This is a genomic window from Paraburkholderia sp. BR10937, assembly GCF_040965695.1.
Lineage (GTDB): Bacteria > Pseudomonadota > Gammaproteobacteria > Burkholderiales > Burkholderiaceae > Paraburkholderia.
Map to the genome: position 1 here is coordinate 1 of NZ_JBFRCL010000104.1, position 15,599 is coordinate 15,599.

At 65.3% G+C, this 15,599-nt stretch carries 14 protein-coding genes and 1 pseudogene; 1 reads left to right on the top strand and 14 read right to left on the bottom strand.

Annotation, left to right across the window (positions count from 1 at the left end; all coding sequences use genetic code 11):
* Positions 1-304 precede the first annotated feature (304 nt).
* The gene (locus tag AB4Y44_RS41340) at positions 305-1,852 is read left to right on the top strand and encodes a DUF3138 family protein (protein ID WP_342923792.1); all 1,548 of its coding nucleotides are present in this window, start codon (positions 305-307) and stop codon (positions 1,850-1,852) included.
* Positions 1,853-1,892: 40 nt separating this feature from the next.
* Here AB4Y44_RS41340 and AB4Y44_RS41345 read toward each other — a convergent pair whose 3' ends face one another.
* From AB4Y44_RS41345 to AB4Y44_RS41410, 14 genes and pseudogenes are all read right to left on the bottom strand, one after another.
* The gene (locus tag AB4Y44_RS41345) at positions 1,893-2,660 is read right to left on the bottom strand and encodes an MBL fold metallo-hydrolase (RefSeq protein WP_368702703.1); all 768 of its coding nucleotides are present in this window, start codon (positions 2,658-2,660) and stop codon (positions 1,893-1,895) included.
* Between the two features lie 193 nt (positions 2,661-2,853).
* Positions 2,854-3,354, bottom strand: coding sequence for an aromatic-ring-hydroxylating dioxygenase subunit beta (locus tag AB4Y44_RS41350; protein ID WP_368702704.1), 501 nt, complete (start codon positions 3,352-3,354; stop codon positions 2,854-2,856).
* Positions 3,351-4,653: pseudogene (locus AB4Y44_RS41355) on the bottom strand (aromatic ring-hydroxylating dioxygenase subunit alpha). The gene AB4Y44_RS41350 and the pseudogene AB4Y44_RS41355 overlap by 4 nt, the downstream one beginning before the upstream one ends.
* Before the next feature lie 17 nt (positions 4,654-4,670).
* Entirely contained in the window at positions 4,671-5,654 is a 984-nt protein-coding gene (locus tag AB4Y44_RS41360; RefSeq protein ID WP_368702705.1) for a 2Fe-2S iron-sulfur cluster-binding protein, read from the bottom strand.
* A complete protein-coding gene (locus AB4Y44_RS41365; protein WP_368702706.1) occupies positions 5,651-6,976 on the bottom strand; it encodes a Rieske 2Fe-2S domain-containing protein in 1,326 nt (441 codons plus the stop codon). The genes AB4Y44_RS41360 and AB4Y44_RS41365 overlap by 4 nt, the downstream gene beginning before the upstream one ends.
* A complete protein-coding gene (locus tag AB4Y44_RS41370; protein ID WP_342923727.1) occupies positions 6,973-7,554 on the bottom strand; it encodes a 4-vinyl reductase in 582 nt (193 codons plus the stop codon). Before AB4Y44_RS41370 ends, AB4Y44_RS41365 begins: the two co-directional genes overlap by 4 nt.
* Entirely contained in the window at positions 7,551-8,858 is a 1,308-nt protein-coding gene (locus AB4Y44_RS41375; protein WP_342923726.1) for an MFS transporter, read from the bottom strand. Before AB4Y44_RS41375 ends, AB4Y44_RS41370 begins: the two co-directional genes overlap by 4 nt.
* Before the next feature lie 85 nt (positions 8,859-8,943).
* Positions 8,944-9,870, bottom strand: coding sequence for an amidohydrolase family protein (locus AB4Y44_RS41380; RefSeq protein ID WP_368702707.1), 927 nt, complete (start codon positions 9,868-9,870; stop codon positions 8,944-8,946).
* A gap of 37 nt (positions 9,871-9,907) precedes the next feature.
* Positions 9,908-10,834, bottom strand: a complete 927-nt coding sequence (locus AB4Y44_RS41385) for a VOC family protein (protein WP_368702708.1) — start codon at positions 10,832-10,834, stop codon at positions 9,908-9,910.
* Positions 10,834-12,411, bottom strand: a complete 1,578-nt coding sequence (locus AB4Y44_RS41390; RefSeq protein ID WP_368702709.1) for an FAD-dependent monooxygenase — start codon at positions 12,409-12,411, stop codon at positions 10,834-10,836. Before AB4Y44_RS41390 ends, AB4Y44_RS41385 begins: the two co-directional genes overlap by 1 nt.
* A gap of 22 nt (positions 12,412-12,433) precedes the next feature.
* The gene (locus AB4Y44_RS41395) at positions 12,434-13,189 is read right to left on the bottom strand and encodes an SDR family NAD(P)-dependent oxidoreductase (RefSeq protein ID WP_368702710.1); all 756 of its coding nucleotides are present in this window, start codon (positions 13,187-13,189) and stop codon (positions 12,434-12,436) included.
* Entirely contained in the window at positions 13,186-14,103 is a 918-nt protein-coding gene (locus AB4Y44_RS41400; RefSeq protein WP_368702711.1) for a fumarylacetoacetate hydrolase family protein, read from the bottom strand. The genes AB4Y44_RS41395 and AB4Y44_RS41400 overlap by 4 nt, the downstream gene beginning before the upstream one ends.
* A gap of 22 nt (positions 14,104-14,125) precedes the next feature.
* Positions 14,126-14,524, bottom strand: a complete 399-nt coding sequence (locus AB4Y44_RS41405; protein ID WP_368702712.1) for a RidA family protein — start codon at positions 14,522-14,524, stop codon at positions 14,126-14,128.
* Entirely contained in the window at positions 14,521-15,459 is a 939-nt protein-coding gene (locus AB4Y44_RS41410; RefSeq protein ID WP_368702713.1) for an Ldh family oxidoreductase, read from the bottom strand. Before AB4Y44_RS41410 ends, AB4Y44_RS41405 begins: the two co-directional genes overlap by 4 nt.
* Positions 15,460-15,599: the final 140 nt, after the last annotated feature.

Below are 15,599 nucleotides of genomic sequence, written 5' to 3' on the forward strand. Positions count from 1 at the left end.
TAACCAGGCGCTCATCGCACTGGCACGGCGACGCTGCGACGTCCTGTTTGCCATGCTGCGAGACGGCACCTTTTACGAACCCAAGTCAGCCCCTAGCGCTTGACGAACCACATAGGGGCACCCCCCCCAAAGACACCATCGCGAACTGACTAATGGCTTGCCGCATCGCCGGAAAGCCCTGGCGGGCGGCTGCACTTCTCCAGCCCCGACGCCAACCGATTTGGGCCCGGGTCGGGACTCGTTTTGCCCTTTATCCAGCCAGCGCGCACGCCAACTCAAAGGCCACACAGTAAGGAGACTTTCCATGCGATGGAAACTGATCTGCCTGCTCGTGGGCGGTACCGTCCCGTGTCTCGCGATAGCCGATCCGATCTCCGCGCAGATCGAAGGACTGCAGCAAGAACTCAAGGCGCTGCAGAACGAAGTGGAGTCGCTGAAGGCCGAACTCGCCGCGAAACCGCCAGCCGTCAACGCGCCACAAATCGTCGATGCGTCGACGTCCGGTTATGGAAACACGCCCGCAAGGCTGACCAACGGCGACCTCGCCGACATGAAGCAGCAGCTCGCGAGCCAGCAGTTGAAAGTCGACTCGCTCTCCGATGCGGCCACCTCGGGACCGCTCGCCGGACTCTCGGTGAGCGGATATATCGATCCCGCCTACGTCTATAACCGTGCTGCCAGGACCCCGTCGTTCCTCTTCGTGAATCACGAGTCATCCTATACGTACTTCAACAGCACGATCGGCGACGTCTACCTCAACATCAAGAAGACCTTCGGTGTCGGCCCCATGGCGCCAGCGGCCGAATTCTCGCTGATGCCCAATCGTGGCAATGGCATTTCGCTGCTTGCAAACGAGCACGGAAACATTGGCAACAACATTCTCAACACGGCATTCGTCACTGTGCCGTTGTCGGGCACGACGACCTTCCTTGCCGGTCTGATGAGCGCGTTCGGCGGATATGAATATCAGCTGTCCACGCAAACGCTGACTCTGACCCATAACTTGCTCTATGACTTCTCGGACCCGGCCGCCTACGTGGGCGTCGGCCTCAATTACACGCCAGAAGCCAGCAAGTGGTCCTGGAAGTTCATGCTCGGCAATGAACAGGCCCGGACCTACGGCGCCGTCACGCAGACAGGACAGAATGCGCTTGGCGACCCTGTCACGACCAGCAACCGCGTGCCGAGCTTCGCCGCGCGAGCCGACTATACGTGGTCCACGGCGCTCGACACCGGTGGCTCGTTCACCATCGGCCGGCAGACGTTGCCGAGCGCCCACGATCCGGTGACAGGTCGCACCGTTTTTGGGGCGGGCGGCCAGGCATCGAGTTCGGGCGGATACTTCATATTCGGCGAGCTCGACGCCACTTACACACTTGCCGATGCGCAGGTCAATGCCGAGGCCGACTATGGCGCGCAGCAACGCGCCGCGTTCAATGGCGGCAATGCACAGTGGTATGGCTTGTCATTGCTTGCACACCGCAAGTTCTCGATGCCGGTCGTCGGCCGCATGGGCGCCACCGCACGCTATGACCTCCTGGTTAATAGCCGGAACGGTGGTGGGGGTGGGGGCATATTCCTGAACGGCAACGGCATGGACCCTTACAACGGTTTTGGCATCGGCGCGGACTGCCTGGCAAACTCCAGGGCGAACGGCGGTCTCGGATTCGAATGCAAGGGGGCGGTTCGTCAGGACGTTGCGCTGAATCTGCTCTTCTATGCGACGCAGCAAATAACGGTGAAGGTCGAGTATCGGCACGATTGGGCAAACAACCAGGTCTTCCTCCGCAATGATGGCTCGTACGCCAAGGTGAATGACTTGTTCGCCATGCAGTTCATTTACGCCTTCTGAGCGGTCGCGAAGCGAGCGCCGGCATGCGGCCCCCATCCGCTCACGCACCGACTCGCTCGAGATACATACCGACGAGTTCGAGGAGCCGCTCCCTGGTGAAGCTCGCGTCATGGCCGCCGTGGACGACCTTGACTGGCAAACGCGAGAGACGCTGCATGGTCTTCACGTAATCCGGCACCGACGAGTGATGAAGGTCGTCGATCAATGGACCATCATAGATCGCATCCCCCGAAAATAGCGTTTGTGTACGCGCTTCCCAAAGGCCGATGCTGCCCGGTGAATGTCCCGGCAGATGCAGCACCTCGAAATGCCGGTCGCCCGTATCGATGCTGTCACCGTCGACGAGCTCGCGTGTCACATTAGCCGGCTTAATGTGCCAGCTCGCGAGTTCATACCCCGCGTGCGGCAACGCATCCACGACGGAGCCCTCGTATGGGTAATCGGCAAATGCACTCTTGAAGTACTCGGGATTGAAGCGGTCGTCCGCGAGTGTATATGACCATTGCGGCGTCCGCAGCCCCGGCGCCTCGAGCCGATGGACCATGCATTCGTCAAACTCGTGAAGATTCCCCACGTGATCGAGATGCGCGTGCGTCGCGATCGCTGCCGTGCGTTTGCCAAAAAGGTGCTTGCCGGCCTCCTTGAGGCTCGAAAAGCCCATCCCAGAGTCGATAATCAGATCGCGATCACGGCCACGCACGTACCAGATGTTGCACCGGAACAAGGGGATCACATGTGGCTCCCAGAACAGATAGATGTCGTCGTCTAACTGCTTGCACTCGAACCATTTGGCAGCGATTCTTAGCATCACGGTCGATCGAAATTAATCTGGATTACATAATTCTCGCACGAGGCAACGAGCGACACAATATGGATGCTGCCATGGTTTGACTATCTGAATGAGGAATCCGTATCGTATTTAAACTGACCAACCTCTAGCGCTTACCTCGGCAGAAGCAGATTAGGCATTCAGCGGCGCGCCGCGCGCCGCACCAGTAGCCCTACATAAAAAGCTGGACCGAGGGCAACGCGGCATCGCAGTTCAGCAGGTTGACCCGTTTCTGTCGCACCTTCAGCATGCCGTCGCGCAGCACGAGAGTGTGCTCAGCGGTGCAGGCATAAACCTGCTGTTCATCGCCGCGCGTCTCCACGTAGATATAGCGGGTGCGCGTGAGATACGTACCGCTGTCGTGGTCCTGCGCCAGCACTTCCGGACACTGCAGCACGTGCAGGCAACGGCTTTCCGGCTGCAGGGAGAAAGCACGCGGGCTGCGCATGCGCTCGATGCGCAGTTGAAGCAGCAGGCGGTCTTCGTACATCAGCGACGCGTGGTTAATGCCATCCCGTTGGTCCGGCACGAGCGGAATCCAGTAGTGGCCGTCGTCCGCGAAGAGCGCTAACCAATCGTCGAAGCGTTTGTCGTCGATCAGCCGTGCTTCTTCATAGACGAAGGCGATCAGGTCATCCCGTGCGGGCGGCGTCGCGAGTTGGGGCTGGCTCATTTTGTTGTATCTCCTGGCTGGATTTCCGGTGTCATGTATCGGGCCCATGCGCGGAACTGATTGCGCATGGAGATCTCGCTCGTGCCGTTAGCGGTGGTGTCCTCCCGCCCCACTTCGGCAGCATCGAAGTTGCGGTGCAGGCTCACCCACTCGTTGCCGCCTGCACGCAACCCTTCCTGCATCGCGCGGTAGGCGTGCAGGTCGTCGTGGCCGACTACGGACATCGGCGAGTTGATCAGCCGCGTGTACATCAGCGTGCGGCGCAACAGGTCTTCCGGCGCACCCTTGGGTCGGAAGGCCCACGATTCGACGATCGTCTTGCCGGGTGCCGCCGGCCGCACCACGCGGATCGCCTGGATAGCGCCCTTGATGGTCAGGCTCGGATAGAAGACGGTATTGTGCCGCACCGTCGCGAGGATCTCCGCGGCACGTGTCACACCATAGACCTCGGCCATGCGCTCCTCGTATTCGGGCATGCGGACATAGTCGGCATGCAATGACACCGTGCCGACTCCCGTGTAACTGTGCCCGTTGGCGAACACCCTCACGCCCATCTCGTCGGAGAACGCATAGCCCGACGTAAAGGGCACCAGCTGTTCGATCGCCATCGGCAAGGGCTCGTCTTGCGGCTCGCCGGCCCACAGCTGTCTTGCCGTGCCGGCAGACGACTCGTGCGCCACCATGGGGTGCATGGTGTCGTTCAGGTTCTCGATGAACATCTTCCAGTTGCAGTCGTGGGTGTAGCGCAGTACGCCCCCCGCGACCTCTAGCTCGCCCTCCGGCGCGCGATCGGCCATGTTGTCGATGGACGTCAGCGCCTCGCCAAAGTAGGCGTGGAATTCCGGACCGTCGTCAGCCAGGCGGGCAAACACGAAGCCGCGATAGCTCGCCACGTGCCGCAACGCGCCCATGCCCCGGCTCGCGGGGCAGGCGTCCAGGCTGGTGCCCTCGTAGCCTTGCCGCAGCGGTATCGACAGCAGCGCGCCATCCATCTTGTAGGTCCACGCGTGATACGGGCAACGGAAGAAGCGACCGACATTCCCGCTGGCCTGCGAAATCAGCCGGGCGCCCTTGTGTGCGCACCGGTTGCGCAGGACTTTCACCGTGCCATCGGGCTGCCGCACCATGATGACGGGCTGCCCGGCGATGTCCGTCGTGACCGACGTACACCCACGCCCGTGACCAGAGCCGCTCCATTTCCAGCGCGAAGACCTCCTCATCGAGATAGACGTCCCGATGGACCTGCTCGTCCTGCACCAGCCGGCGCAGGGCTTCAGGATTGTCCCGGTATTTACCCATGATGTTCCTGCTCCCTTTCATGCATCGAGCACCAGCCGCGCGCAGGCGGCCCGCGACACGCAGATTTGCATCACGTTGCCTGCCTGCCGTTCCGACTCAGTGAGGCAATAGTCGCGGTGATCGAGCGCCCCCTCCAGCACTGTCGTCCTGCACAGCCCGCATTCGCCGCGCTTGCAGTCGTAAAGCGGGTCGAGGCCCGCCGCCAGCATGGCGTCAAGAATCGATTCCCCGGCCGCTACCGTGAGTGTGCGACCCGACTGGCGCAGCTCGATTTCAAAGCCGGTGTCGGACGTCGCGGCCGCCGGCGCGGCAAACCGCTCGAAGTGAATGTCCTCGCGAGCCCAACCGCGCGCGCACGCCTGCGCAAGCACCGCGTCGATCATCCCCGCCGGGCCACAGACGTAGAGGGGCTGGCCGGGACGCAGGCCTTGCAACAGTGCCGCGATATCCAGCACCGGCAGTACGCCCTCGTCGGCGTAAAGCGACAGGTGCGCGCCGGCGATGCCGCGCAGCTCCTGCGCAAATGCCAGCTGGCGGGTGTCGCGGGCGCTGTAGTGCACGCGGTAGCGCCGCCCGGCGGCCGCCCACGCGGCCGCCATCGACACAATGGGCGTGACCCCGATGCCACCGGCAATCAGCACGGCGTCTTCGGCATCCGCGTCGAGCACAAAGGCGTTGCGCGGCTGGCTGGTCAGCAACCGGCTGCCAGGCTTCAGCATTGTGTGCATCCAGCGAGAGCCGCCCAGGCCATTGTCTTCGCGCCGCACGGCGATGCGGTAGACCTCAGGCGCCAGCGTGGCGCCCACCGTGCCGTTGATCAGCGAGTAATGCCGCCAGTCCGCGGTCCCGCCTGGCGCGACCCGCACGCGCAGATGGGCCCCTGCGGCGTACCCCGGCAGCGCCCTGCCCTCCGGATCCCGCAGGCGGAACTCGGTGATGGTGCCAGTCAGCGGAATCACTTCGTCGACCACCAGTTCGATCGTTGCGTCGGAGCCGGTCATGCCGATGCTCCTTTCGCATCCGCCGTCATCAGCGTCGCCCACGTGCGAAACTGGTTGCGCATCAGCAGCTCGTTGGTGCCGCTCACCTCCTGCTCGGGCTCCAGCTGTTCGCCATCGCGGTACTCGCGATGCAGGCTGATCCATGGATTGCCCTGGGCGGCCAGCGATCTCTGGACGCCCTCGAATATATGGATGTCGTCATGCGCCACCACCGACATCGGCGAGAACGTCAGCCGGTTGTAGGTCAGCGTGCGCTCGAGCAACGCCTGCGGCGCCCCTTTGGGTGCCAGCGCCCAGACCTCGACCAGGGTACGATCCACGCCAAGCGGCTTGATCACACGCAGCGTCTGCGGCGATCCCTTGAGCGCGAGTGACGGAAACAGGACCACGTTCTGCGGCGCGAAGCCGAGAATTTCAGCGGTTCGCTGCGCGCCATGGGCCGCCTCCAGCGCGTGCCGGTAGTCCACCGGAATTTTGTATTCCGAATGGATGCTGGCGTGGATACCCAGCACGCTGTGCCCGTTCGGATAGATGCGCGCGCCGGTCCTCGTGAAGAAGTCATAGCTCGAGCCGAATGGCAGCAGTTGCTGCAGGGCCATCGACTCGGGCGCGTCGGCCGGCCGCGTGTCCTGCACGGACCTGGCCGTCGCCGAGACCGACTCGTGCGTGGAAACCGGGTGCACGGAATCATTGACGTTCTCGAGGTACATCTTCCAGTTGCACCGCATCACGCTGCGCAGGCAGCCGCCGGCAATTTGCAGTTCGCCCATGGGGGAGCGGTCGGCGAGACTGTCGAGCACCGTCAGCACGGGACCGAGGTAATCCGAAAACTCCGGGCCGTCCGCCGACAAACAAGTGAAGACAAAACCACGATGCACCGCCATGCGTGGCGCCACCAGGCCAGCTCCGGACTCGCAGGCATGCATACGGGTGTGTTCATAGCCGGTCTTCAGCGGCACGGCCAGCAAGGCGCCGTCGGTCTTGTAGGCCCACGCGTGGTACGGACAACGAAAGACTTTGCCGGTGTTGCCTTGCACCTGGCAAACCAGTCGCGCACCTTTGTGGGCACAGCGGTTCATCAGCACACGCAGGCTGCGGTCCGGCTGGCGCACCAGGATCAATGGTTGGCCGGCGACTTCGGTGGTGTAGTAATCGCCCGGCTCCGGCACCTGGCTTGCGTGACCGACGTAATTCCAGCTGCGCTGGAACAAGCGTTCCTGCTCGAGGCGGAACAACTCCTCGCTGAGGTAGACGTCTCGGTGCACGCGGTCTTCCTGCACCAGCGCGCGGATGGCGCCGGCATCGTCCCGGTAGCGGGTCATGTCAAGTCTCCTTCCTCGTTGCTCGCCAGTGCCGGGCGGGCGACAAAACGGCAAGTGGCATTTGGATGCACGGCGGCGCACCCGGTTTCCTGCACCCGCACAGGTTGCCCCAACACAATCGCGGCGACCGTGCGAAACATGCCTGCGATCGGCGCGCAGACCGGCTGGGTGGCCCGCCCATAGCCGGTGGCAAAGGGGCTGTTGAAAACATTGAGGACAAGGCAGTCGCCGCTGCGCTCGAAGTCCCACCGCCCCCAGCCAAGCGCGGGCGACGTTTCGCAGATCAGATCGAGCAGCGCATTGCCGTCGCCCGCCCCGCGACCGGGCAGGCCGTCGAGATAGGCGAGGATGCTGCGCTTGCCGTGCTGGGCCGTCGAGTCGGCGAAGGCACACAGCACTCGCGCGCGCGTGGTGTCATCGAGCAATTCCAGCATGCCCATGAGGACATCGGGGCGCATCAGCAGGTAGCGGCGATCATGGTCACGCACCTCTCCGCGCACCAGATCGAAAACGAGCCGCTGTGCGATCGGCGTAGCCAGGGGTGAAGTCGGGGTCGTCATCGCGTTCCCTTCGCTCATGCCTGTTCGCCGCGCCTGCGCGCCTCGCGGGGCAGCGTTTCCGGCGTGAACATCAGCGCGATTACCGTGATGCCTCCCAGCACGATCAGATAGAGCGCGACAGGCGTCGCCGAGTGGTACTCCGCCAGCAGAGCCGTGGCGACCATCGGCGCCATGCCGCCGCCGATCACTGACGACAGTTCGCGGCCAACGCCCATGCCCGAGTAGCGCACTTCAGTGCGGAACAATTCCGCCATGTAGCTCGGCTGCACCCCGACCATGGCGGCCAGCACCACGGAGTCGGCCAGCACGTAGGCAAGCAGCACCATGGACGGCTGGCGGGTATCGATCAGCCAGAAGAACGGGAACGCCACCAGCGTCACACCGACCGCGCCCGCCATATAGACGGTGCGTCGGCCGATTCGGTCGGACAGGTGGCCATAGGCCAGTGCGGTGCCCATGACCAGCACCATCGAGATCGTCAACCCTTTCAGCATGACCTGGTTAGGAATGCCAAGATGAGCGCCATAGGCGAGCGAGAATGCGAAGAAGATGTAGGACGCGCCGCCTTCCGCCATGCGCAGCCCCACCACCATCAGCACTTCCTTCGGCTGCTGGCGCAGCACTTCGATCACGGGCAGGCGCACACCGTGGCCGCTGCGCCTGACCGCCACGAACTCCGCGCTTTCGGGAATCCGGCTGCGGATGTAGTAGCCCGCCAGGACCAGCACGATGCTGGCGAGGAACGGGACGCGCCATCCCCAGTTCATGAAGTCTTCGGCAGGCAGCTTCTGCGCCGCCCAGAAAGCGACTGCCGACAGCACGAAGCCGACGGTCGCCCCGCTCGGGCTCCAGGCAGACAGGAAGCCACGGCGCGTCGGCGGCGCATTCTCACTGATCAACAGGATGCTGCCGCTCCATTCGCCGCCAGCGGCCAGCCCTTGCAGGAGGCGCAGCAACACCAGCAGCACCGGCGCCCATATCCCGATCTGCTGATACGTCGGCAGGAGACCCATCAGGGCGGTGGCAAGCCCCATCACGATCAGCGTCAGAACCAGCACCAGCTTGCGACCGTAGCGGTCGCCCACGTGGCCGCAGATCACGCCGCCGAGCGGGCGCGCGACGAACCCCACCGCGAAGCCGCCGAACGCCGCCAGCGTGCCCACCAGCGGATCGGTGCCGATCGGAAAGAACAGCTTGCCGAAGATCAGCGCCGCGGCCGTGCCATACAGAAAGAAGTCATACCACTCGAGTGCCTGCCCGACGATCGATGTCATGACGGTCTTGCGCAACATCGCCCGCCGCGCATCGGCAGCCACCGGCATACCGGCCGTGGCTGATCCTTGTTCCACATTCATGTTGTCTCCTTGATTCTCGTTCTCTGCCTGTTGTGGTGTGTGCGCCGGGTTGTTACGGCGTCGCGTCTTGCCTCCACACGCGCACGGTGTCATCGGTGCCCGGCGTGGGGATGCCCATGGGAAACGGCCAGTCCGACCCGAACAGCACATTGGGGCGGCCGAACACCTCCTGTGCCAGCCGCAGGCCGGCAGGCTGGTGCGCAATGCAATCGGCGAAGAAGCGCCTCGCCGCCTGCAAGGGAGGCTCGATCCGTGGCGGCACTCCCGGACGCCCGCTCTCGAGGCCGCGCTGCAAGCGCCCGCACACAGCCGGGAATGCGCCGCCAGCGTGCGCCAGACAGAAGCGGATGCGCGGGTACTGCCTCGGGACATCCGCCATCACAAGCTGCGACGCCGCCACCGCGGTCTCGTAAGGATTACCAAGCAAGTTCTCCATGTAATGCCGTGTGAGCCTGCAGTCGCAAGAGTGTGCCGGATGGAGGAAGACGAAGGCGCCCTGCGCGTCCAGCCTCTCCCACAGCGGACGGCGCGCCGGATCCCCGTAATCGACGGCATCAACGCCTCCTGCCGCCAGCGCGTAGCCTGCATGAGCCGACTCGCCATAACACGCGGCCAGCGCCTGCGCCACCGCCGGGTGCTCCATCGGCAAGTGCAGCAAGGCACCCAGCTTTGCACTCTGGCGATTGGCGATCTCGAGCAGGCCATCGTTGAGGTAACAGGCCCAGGCGTGGGCCGCGACGGCGTCCAGGTGCTGCCGGTAGAGCGGCGGCGGCACCGAGACCAGCGCACGCTGCACGCCGTTGACCTCCATCCAGGCGAGCAACCGCTCGGGGTGATACAGGTCCTCGGCCATCAGCGGCTGACCGTCGATCACCATCACACCGTCGGCAGGCCGCCTGACGACACCGTCCAATGGCGGCAATGCAGCCGTGCCGCCAGGCACAAGGTGGGTATGGACATCCAATGCGATCGAGGACATGGGTTTTCCTTCGTCTTCCGACAATCCATACGCGGGGTCACCGTGGCTCCAGATTGGCATTCATCTCCCCTCCCCAGAATTCCGGCGACCACGTCGGGCCCCAGATGTACGGCAGGACCGTCCAGTCCCGGCTGACCCATTGGTCACTGATCTTGTCCATGTCGGCGTAGTACTCCACCCAGCTACCCCACGGATCCCGTACGTACTGGAACAGGTTCGACGCCAGCGCATGCCGTCCCGGGCCGAAGCTGTCCCGGTAACCCGCCTGGCGCATGCGCCAGGCACCGAGGCCGATGTCGTCGATCCCGCCCACCTGGAAGCTGGCATGCTGGAAGCCGCGATGCGTACTGGCGACCAGCCCGAAACAGTGGTGGTCGATCACGCCCTCACCCGCAGCGAGGAAGCTCACCTTCCCGACTGCCCTGTCGGCCACACGCAGGCCGAGCGTCTCGCACAGGAAGCGCTCGGCGCTTGCCAGCTCGGGGGTGAAGATCAGCACATGACCTAACTTGCGCGGCGGTCGCCCGCCTTCCAGCGACTGCCACGCCGCGACGTCCACCGGCCGGCGCACGACGGCATCGGCGGCCGGCTCCGCAAGCGACACTGGCAGATCCGGGCTGAGGTGAATCCAGGTGCCCCACGGATCCTGAAACCACAGGCCGTCGCGGTGGCCGCCGGGCGGCGCCTGCTCCAGGACGTCGAGTCCTGCCTGTGTCAGCTTCTCGATGAAGGCCGCGCGCTGCAGCGGATCAAAGTAGAAAGACACGTGATGCAGCCGCTTGCCCGCGCCGGCCGACAACACCAGTTCGTCGTTGCTGCGGCCCGGCGAGCGCATGCGCAGCACGCCGGGCTGCACCGTCGAAGCCTCGAGGCCGAAGGTCTCGTAGAAGGCCCGGGCGGCGCCCAGGTCCGGTACTTCCAGGCCAAAGCCATTCAGGCCGAGCACGCTGGGGCGATGGATCATTACGAACTCCCTTGCGGCACGGGCGCGCCGACGATGGATGCATAGAGGTCTTCGGCACGTTGCGGCGCGATCGGCACGATGGCGGCGACATGGTCGTCGGGACGAATCAGCACCAGCGTGCCGTCCGCCACGCCGAGGCGCTCGCGCAGCTGGTTGCCGACATCGAGCAGCGCGCGGTCGCGCAGGCCGGAGTCGAGGGGAGCGTCCCAGCGCGACACCACGAAGTGACGCAAGGCGGGGGACGTGTTGTGTGGAATCTGCGGCTGGCGGCGCACGTCATCGAAGTACAGCGCGAGGAAATTGCCGTCGACCAGGTCGTGGACCCGGACTGGACGGCCGGCGGGGCCATGCAGCAGAAAGTCCGGGATGCGCTCGCCTACCTGCAGCGGCGGCGGCTCGGCTTCCGTGCGGATCATCGACCAGTCGCCGCTGCCGTTGATATCCAGCCGCACGCCCAGCAGCGTGCGCGTATAGGCATTGCCCCAGTCCTGCAGCGCCGCGGTGGGATTCGCCTCGCCCTGCATGGCCATGTGGTGGCGCGCGGCCTCGGCCATTTCGCCGGCACCTTCCGACGCGACCGGGCGCTGTTCGCGCTCGTAGCCATCCAGCAGGCTGCTGTCGGCCCAGCCGCGCAGCACCCACGCGAGGCGCCATGGCAGGCTGATGGCATCCAGCACGCCGGTATTGAGGCCGAGTGCCCACATCGGCGTAATCAGATGCGCAGCGTCGCCCATCAGGAACACGCGGTCGCGCCGCCACTGGCTCGCAATGCGGTGGTGCACGCGGTAGCTCACCCGCCCCAGCAACTCGACCTTGTCGACCTTGCCGATGAAGCGCAGCACCTTGCTGCGCAGCGCCTCGTCGGTCGGTTCGCCTGCATCCCTGGCGAGCGGATAGAGGAAGCGCCAGCAGTGCGGCTGCCGCACCAGGATCATCCACTCCTGCGCATCCGAGAAGTACGCGAGATAAGGATAGTCCCGCGGATTGGCTACATCGAGGTCGACCTTGAGATCCACCAGCATGTAGCGCACATCGAGCGACGTGCCGACCACCGGAACGCCGCATTGCGCGCGCACCGTGCTGCGACCGCCGTCGCACGCCAGCAGGTAGCTGCCCTCGAAGCGCTGCGGGCCATCGGGCGTGTCGAAGATGGCCTGCACACCGCTGGCGCCGGAGTCGAACGACACCAGGCGGTGCTGCATCAGCACGCGGCCTTGCGGCACACGCTCCACTGCGTCGCGCAGGATCGGCTCGAGATGGTGCTGCGGCAGGTTGACCACGAACGGGTAACGGGTCTCGTCGCGCAGCACGGCCGTGCGCACGGACGACTGCGAGAGATTGCTCTCCCGTTCGATCTCGCCGATCTCTTCGACCCGAAGCGCACGCTCCAGCACGGCATCAGCGACGCCATAGCGGCGAAAGGCTTCCAGCGTGCGCGTCAGCAGCGTGCCGGCCTTGGTGTCGAGCGACAGGCTGCCGTCTTCCTCGAACAGCAGAAAGGGAATGCCGTAACAGGCAAGGCCGAGCGCCGCGGTCAGCCCGATCGGCCCTGCGCCAACGATCAATACAGGCTGCATGGTTGTTGTTCTCCGGTGAATGTCATTGCTCGCGCCCTGCTGGTTCGCTGGCGTGCCAGGCATAGTCCCGGCTGAGCACCGACGCGGTCATGGTGGCGGCATCGGATAGCAGGAACATCAGCGGCCCCGTGACGTCTTCCGGCTGGCCGACCCCGAGCGTGGCAGCCCAGTGCGCGTCGTCGCTTCCGGCATTGGCATGGCGGTACTGGGGCGTGTCGATGACGCCGGGGGCGATCAGGTTGACGCGCACCCGGTGCCGGGCCACCTCCTTCGCCGCACTCTTGATGAACGCCACCAGTGCGGCTTTGCTGGCGGCATAGGCGGCGGACTCGGCCCAGCCGCTATGGGCCAGCCCCGACGAGAACGCCAGTACGCTGCCGCGCCGGCGGCGGATCATGCCGGGCATCGCCGCCTGGTAGCACCACACCACGCCATCGAGATTGATGCCGAGCGTACGCTGCCAGTCGGCCGGCGTTGTTTCATGCACAGCCCGACGCGGCTGCACCGCCGCACCGCAGACCAGACCGTCGATGCGGCCATGTTCGTTCTCGATGGACTGCATGGCGGCCATCACGGCATCGCGGTCGCTGACATCGAGGCGGGCAAACTGCAGCCGCGGCTCGGCGGCCAGCAACGCCGCCGCGGCGTGCTCGTCCACGTCGCAGACGATCACCGTTGCGCCCGCCCCCGCGCAGGCACGCGCAAGCGCGGCGCCGATGCCGTTCGCGCCGCCGGTGATGACGATCACGTCGCCGCTCGCATCGAAACTGGCTTTCATGGGCGCCTCCGCATGTCCATGACACTCGATTGCCCGTACAGGTCGGTCTCGACCACGCGGTTGACCAGTTCGCCCAGGCCCGTACCGCGCACGGTCACGACGTCGCCGGCTTGCAGGAACACCTGCGGCTCGCGTGCGTTGCCCACGCCCGCCGGCGTGCCGGTCAGGACGAGATCGCCCGCATGCAGCGTCATACCGAACGACAACTCGGCGATCAGTTCGGGAATGGCGAAAGCCATCTGCGACACCGAGGCGTCCTGCAGCAACTCGCCGTTCACCAGGCATTGCAGCCGCACTTCGCGCGGATCGATCTCATCGGCCGTCACCAGGAACGGCCCCACCGGCATGGTGCTGTCGATGCTCTTTCCCTTCTGCCACTGGCCGCCGTGACGGCGTTGCAGGTCGCGCTGCGAGATGTCGTTTGCGAGGCAGTAGCCCCAGACGTGCCGCATGGCGTCTCTCGCGGCGATGCTGCGACCTTCGGTGCCGATGACTAGCGCGAGTTCGGCCTCGTAGTCCCATTTGGCCGAGATGCGCGGATCGAAAGCGATGTCGTCGCGCGGTCCGATGAGGGTGTGCGGGCTCTTGCTGAAGAAGGTCGGGGCTTCGGGACGCGGTACGTCCTGCCCCTCACGCTTGCCTTCGCCTTCCAGAAAATGGTCCCAGTAGTTCCAGCCGACACAAAGCACATCGCGCTGCAAGCGCTGCAGCGGCGGCAGCAGGCGCAGGCCATCGAGTGCGATGCACTCCAGCGTGCCGTCGCACAACGCGCTGGCGATGCTGCACAGCGCATCCTGGCCACCGGTGATCACGTCCCGCAGGTCGCCCATAGACAGCGGCAACGGGGCCACTTGCTCGCCTTCGACCACGCCGATGCGCGCCCGGCCCTCGTAGATGAAACTTGCAAATCGCATGATTCGGACTCCGATACGTGGCTCAGGCTTGCGGCAGAACCGCGATTGCGCTGATCTCGATCAGGTATTCCGGCGAGACCAGCTTGCTGACCTCGACCATGGTCGAAGCCGGCAGCGGCGCCTTGAAAAACTCGCGGCGCACGTCGTGGATCCGGTCGAAATGCTCGATGTTGCGCACGTACACATCGACGCGACAGATGTCGTCGAGCGAGCCGCCGGCGGCTTTCACGGCGGCGCTCAGGTTCTCGCAGACTTGCCGGGTCTGGGCTACGACGTCGCCGATGCCGGCGATCGAGCCGTCGGGCCGGCGCGCCGTCATGCCGGAGATGAAGACCAGCTTGCCGCTGGCCTCGATGGTGGTGGCCTGCGAGAAGTGGCCGTTGGGTTTGCGCAGTTCGCCGGTGAGAATTTGCGTTTTCATGCTGTCAGGTCCGTATCGTTCACAAGGTTGGCAATCGAAGAAGGCAGCGCGGCCGTGAGCGCGCGCGCCAGGGCGGCGAGTTCGATCAGCACCGGCCGCTCGACGCGGCAAGCGCCGCCGGATTCGGCACGCCTCGCCCAGCCAATCTCGCCGGGGGCATAAAGACGTTCCGTGCCGGGCGCGCGCCGCGACGAGCGCACCACGGCCGCCGCGTCGCTGACGGTGCGCGCGAACGCGCCGGCGTCGCGGAAATGCGCCACATCGATCGCGAGGAAAAAGTGCGCGCAGTTGTAGGGAATGGCGCTGTCGCCATAGAGCGGTTGCACCGCCGCGCCGGTGGCGCCGCCGGACAGGCCGCCGCACAGCAGGTCGACCATGAAGGCGAGGCCGAAGCCCTTGGGGCCGGCGGCCGGAAGCAGCATGCCGGCGATGGCGGCGGCCGCGTCCGTGGTGGGCACGCCTTGCGCGTCGGTGGCCCAGCCAGCCGGAATCTCGCGGCCGGCGGCGGCGGCCAGCCGGATCTTGCCCATCGCGCTAGCGCTCATCGCCATATCGAGTTCCATCGGAATGCCGTCGTCACCGGGTACCGCGATAGCCAGCGGGTTGTTGCCGACGACGCTCTGGGCGCCACCTGGCGCGGGCATCAGCGGACGTGTGTTGGACATCGCGATGCCGACGCAGCCATCGCTTGCCAGGGCCCGCGCATACCGTCCCGCCGCGCCGAAGTGAAAGGCGTTGCGTACTGCCACGGCGCCGATGCCGTGCTCGGCGGCCCGCTCCCTCGCGATCGCGACCGCCTGTCGCGCGGAAAGCTGGCCCAGCATGTTTGCGGCGTCGAGCACCACGCAGGCGCCGTGGTCATGGGTCACGGCGGCCCGCGATGCCGCCGTCACGGATCCGCTGCGCAGGCGCTGCGCATACATGTGGACCAGCATGACGCCGTGCGAGGGTCGGAGTAGGAACGATGGTCACCCATCACCCCCTCCACAGATCCGTACGTGCGGAGCTACCGCATACGGCTCCTGCCTTGGGTCGTGACGATCAGACGCTGACTCGGATAGGGGTGGCAGATATG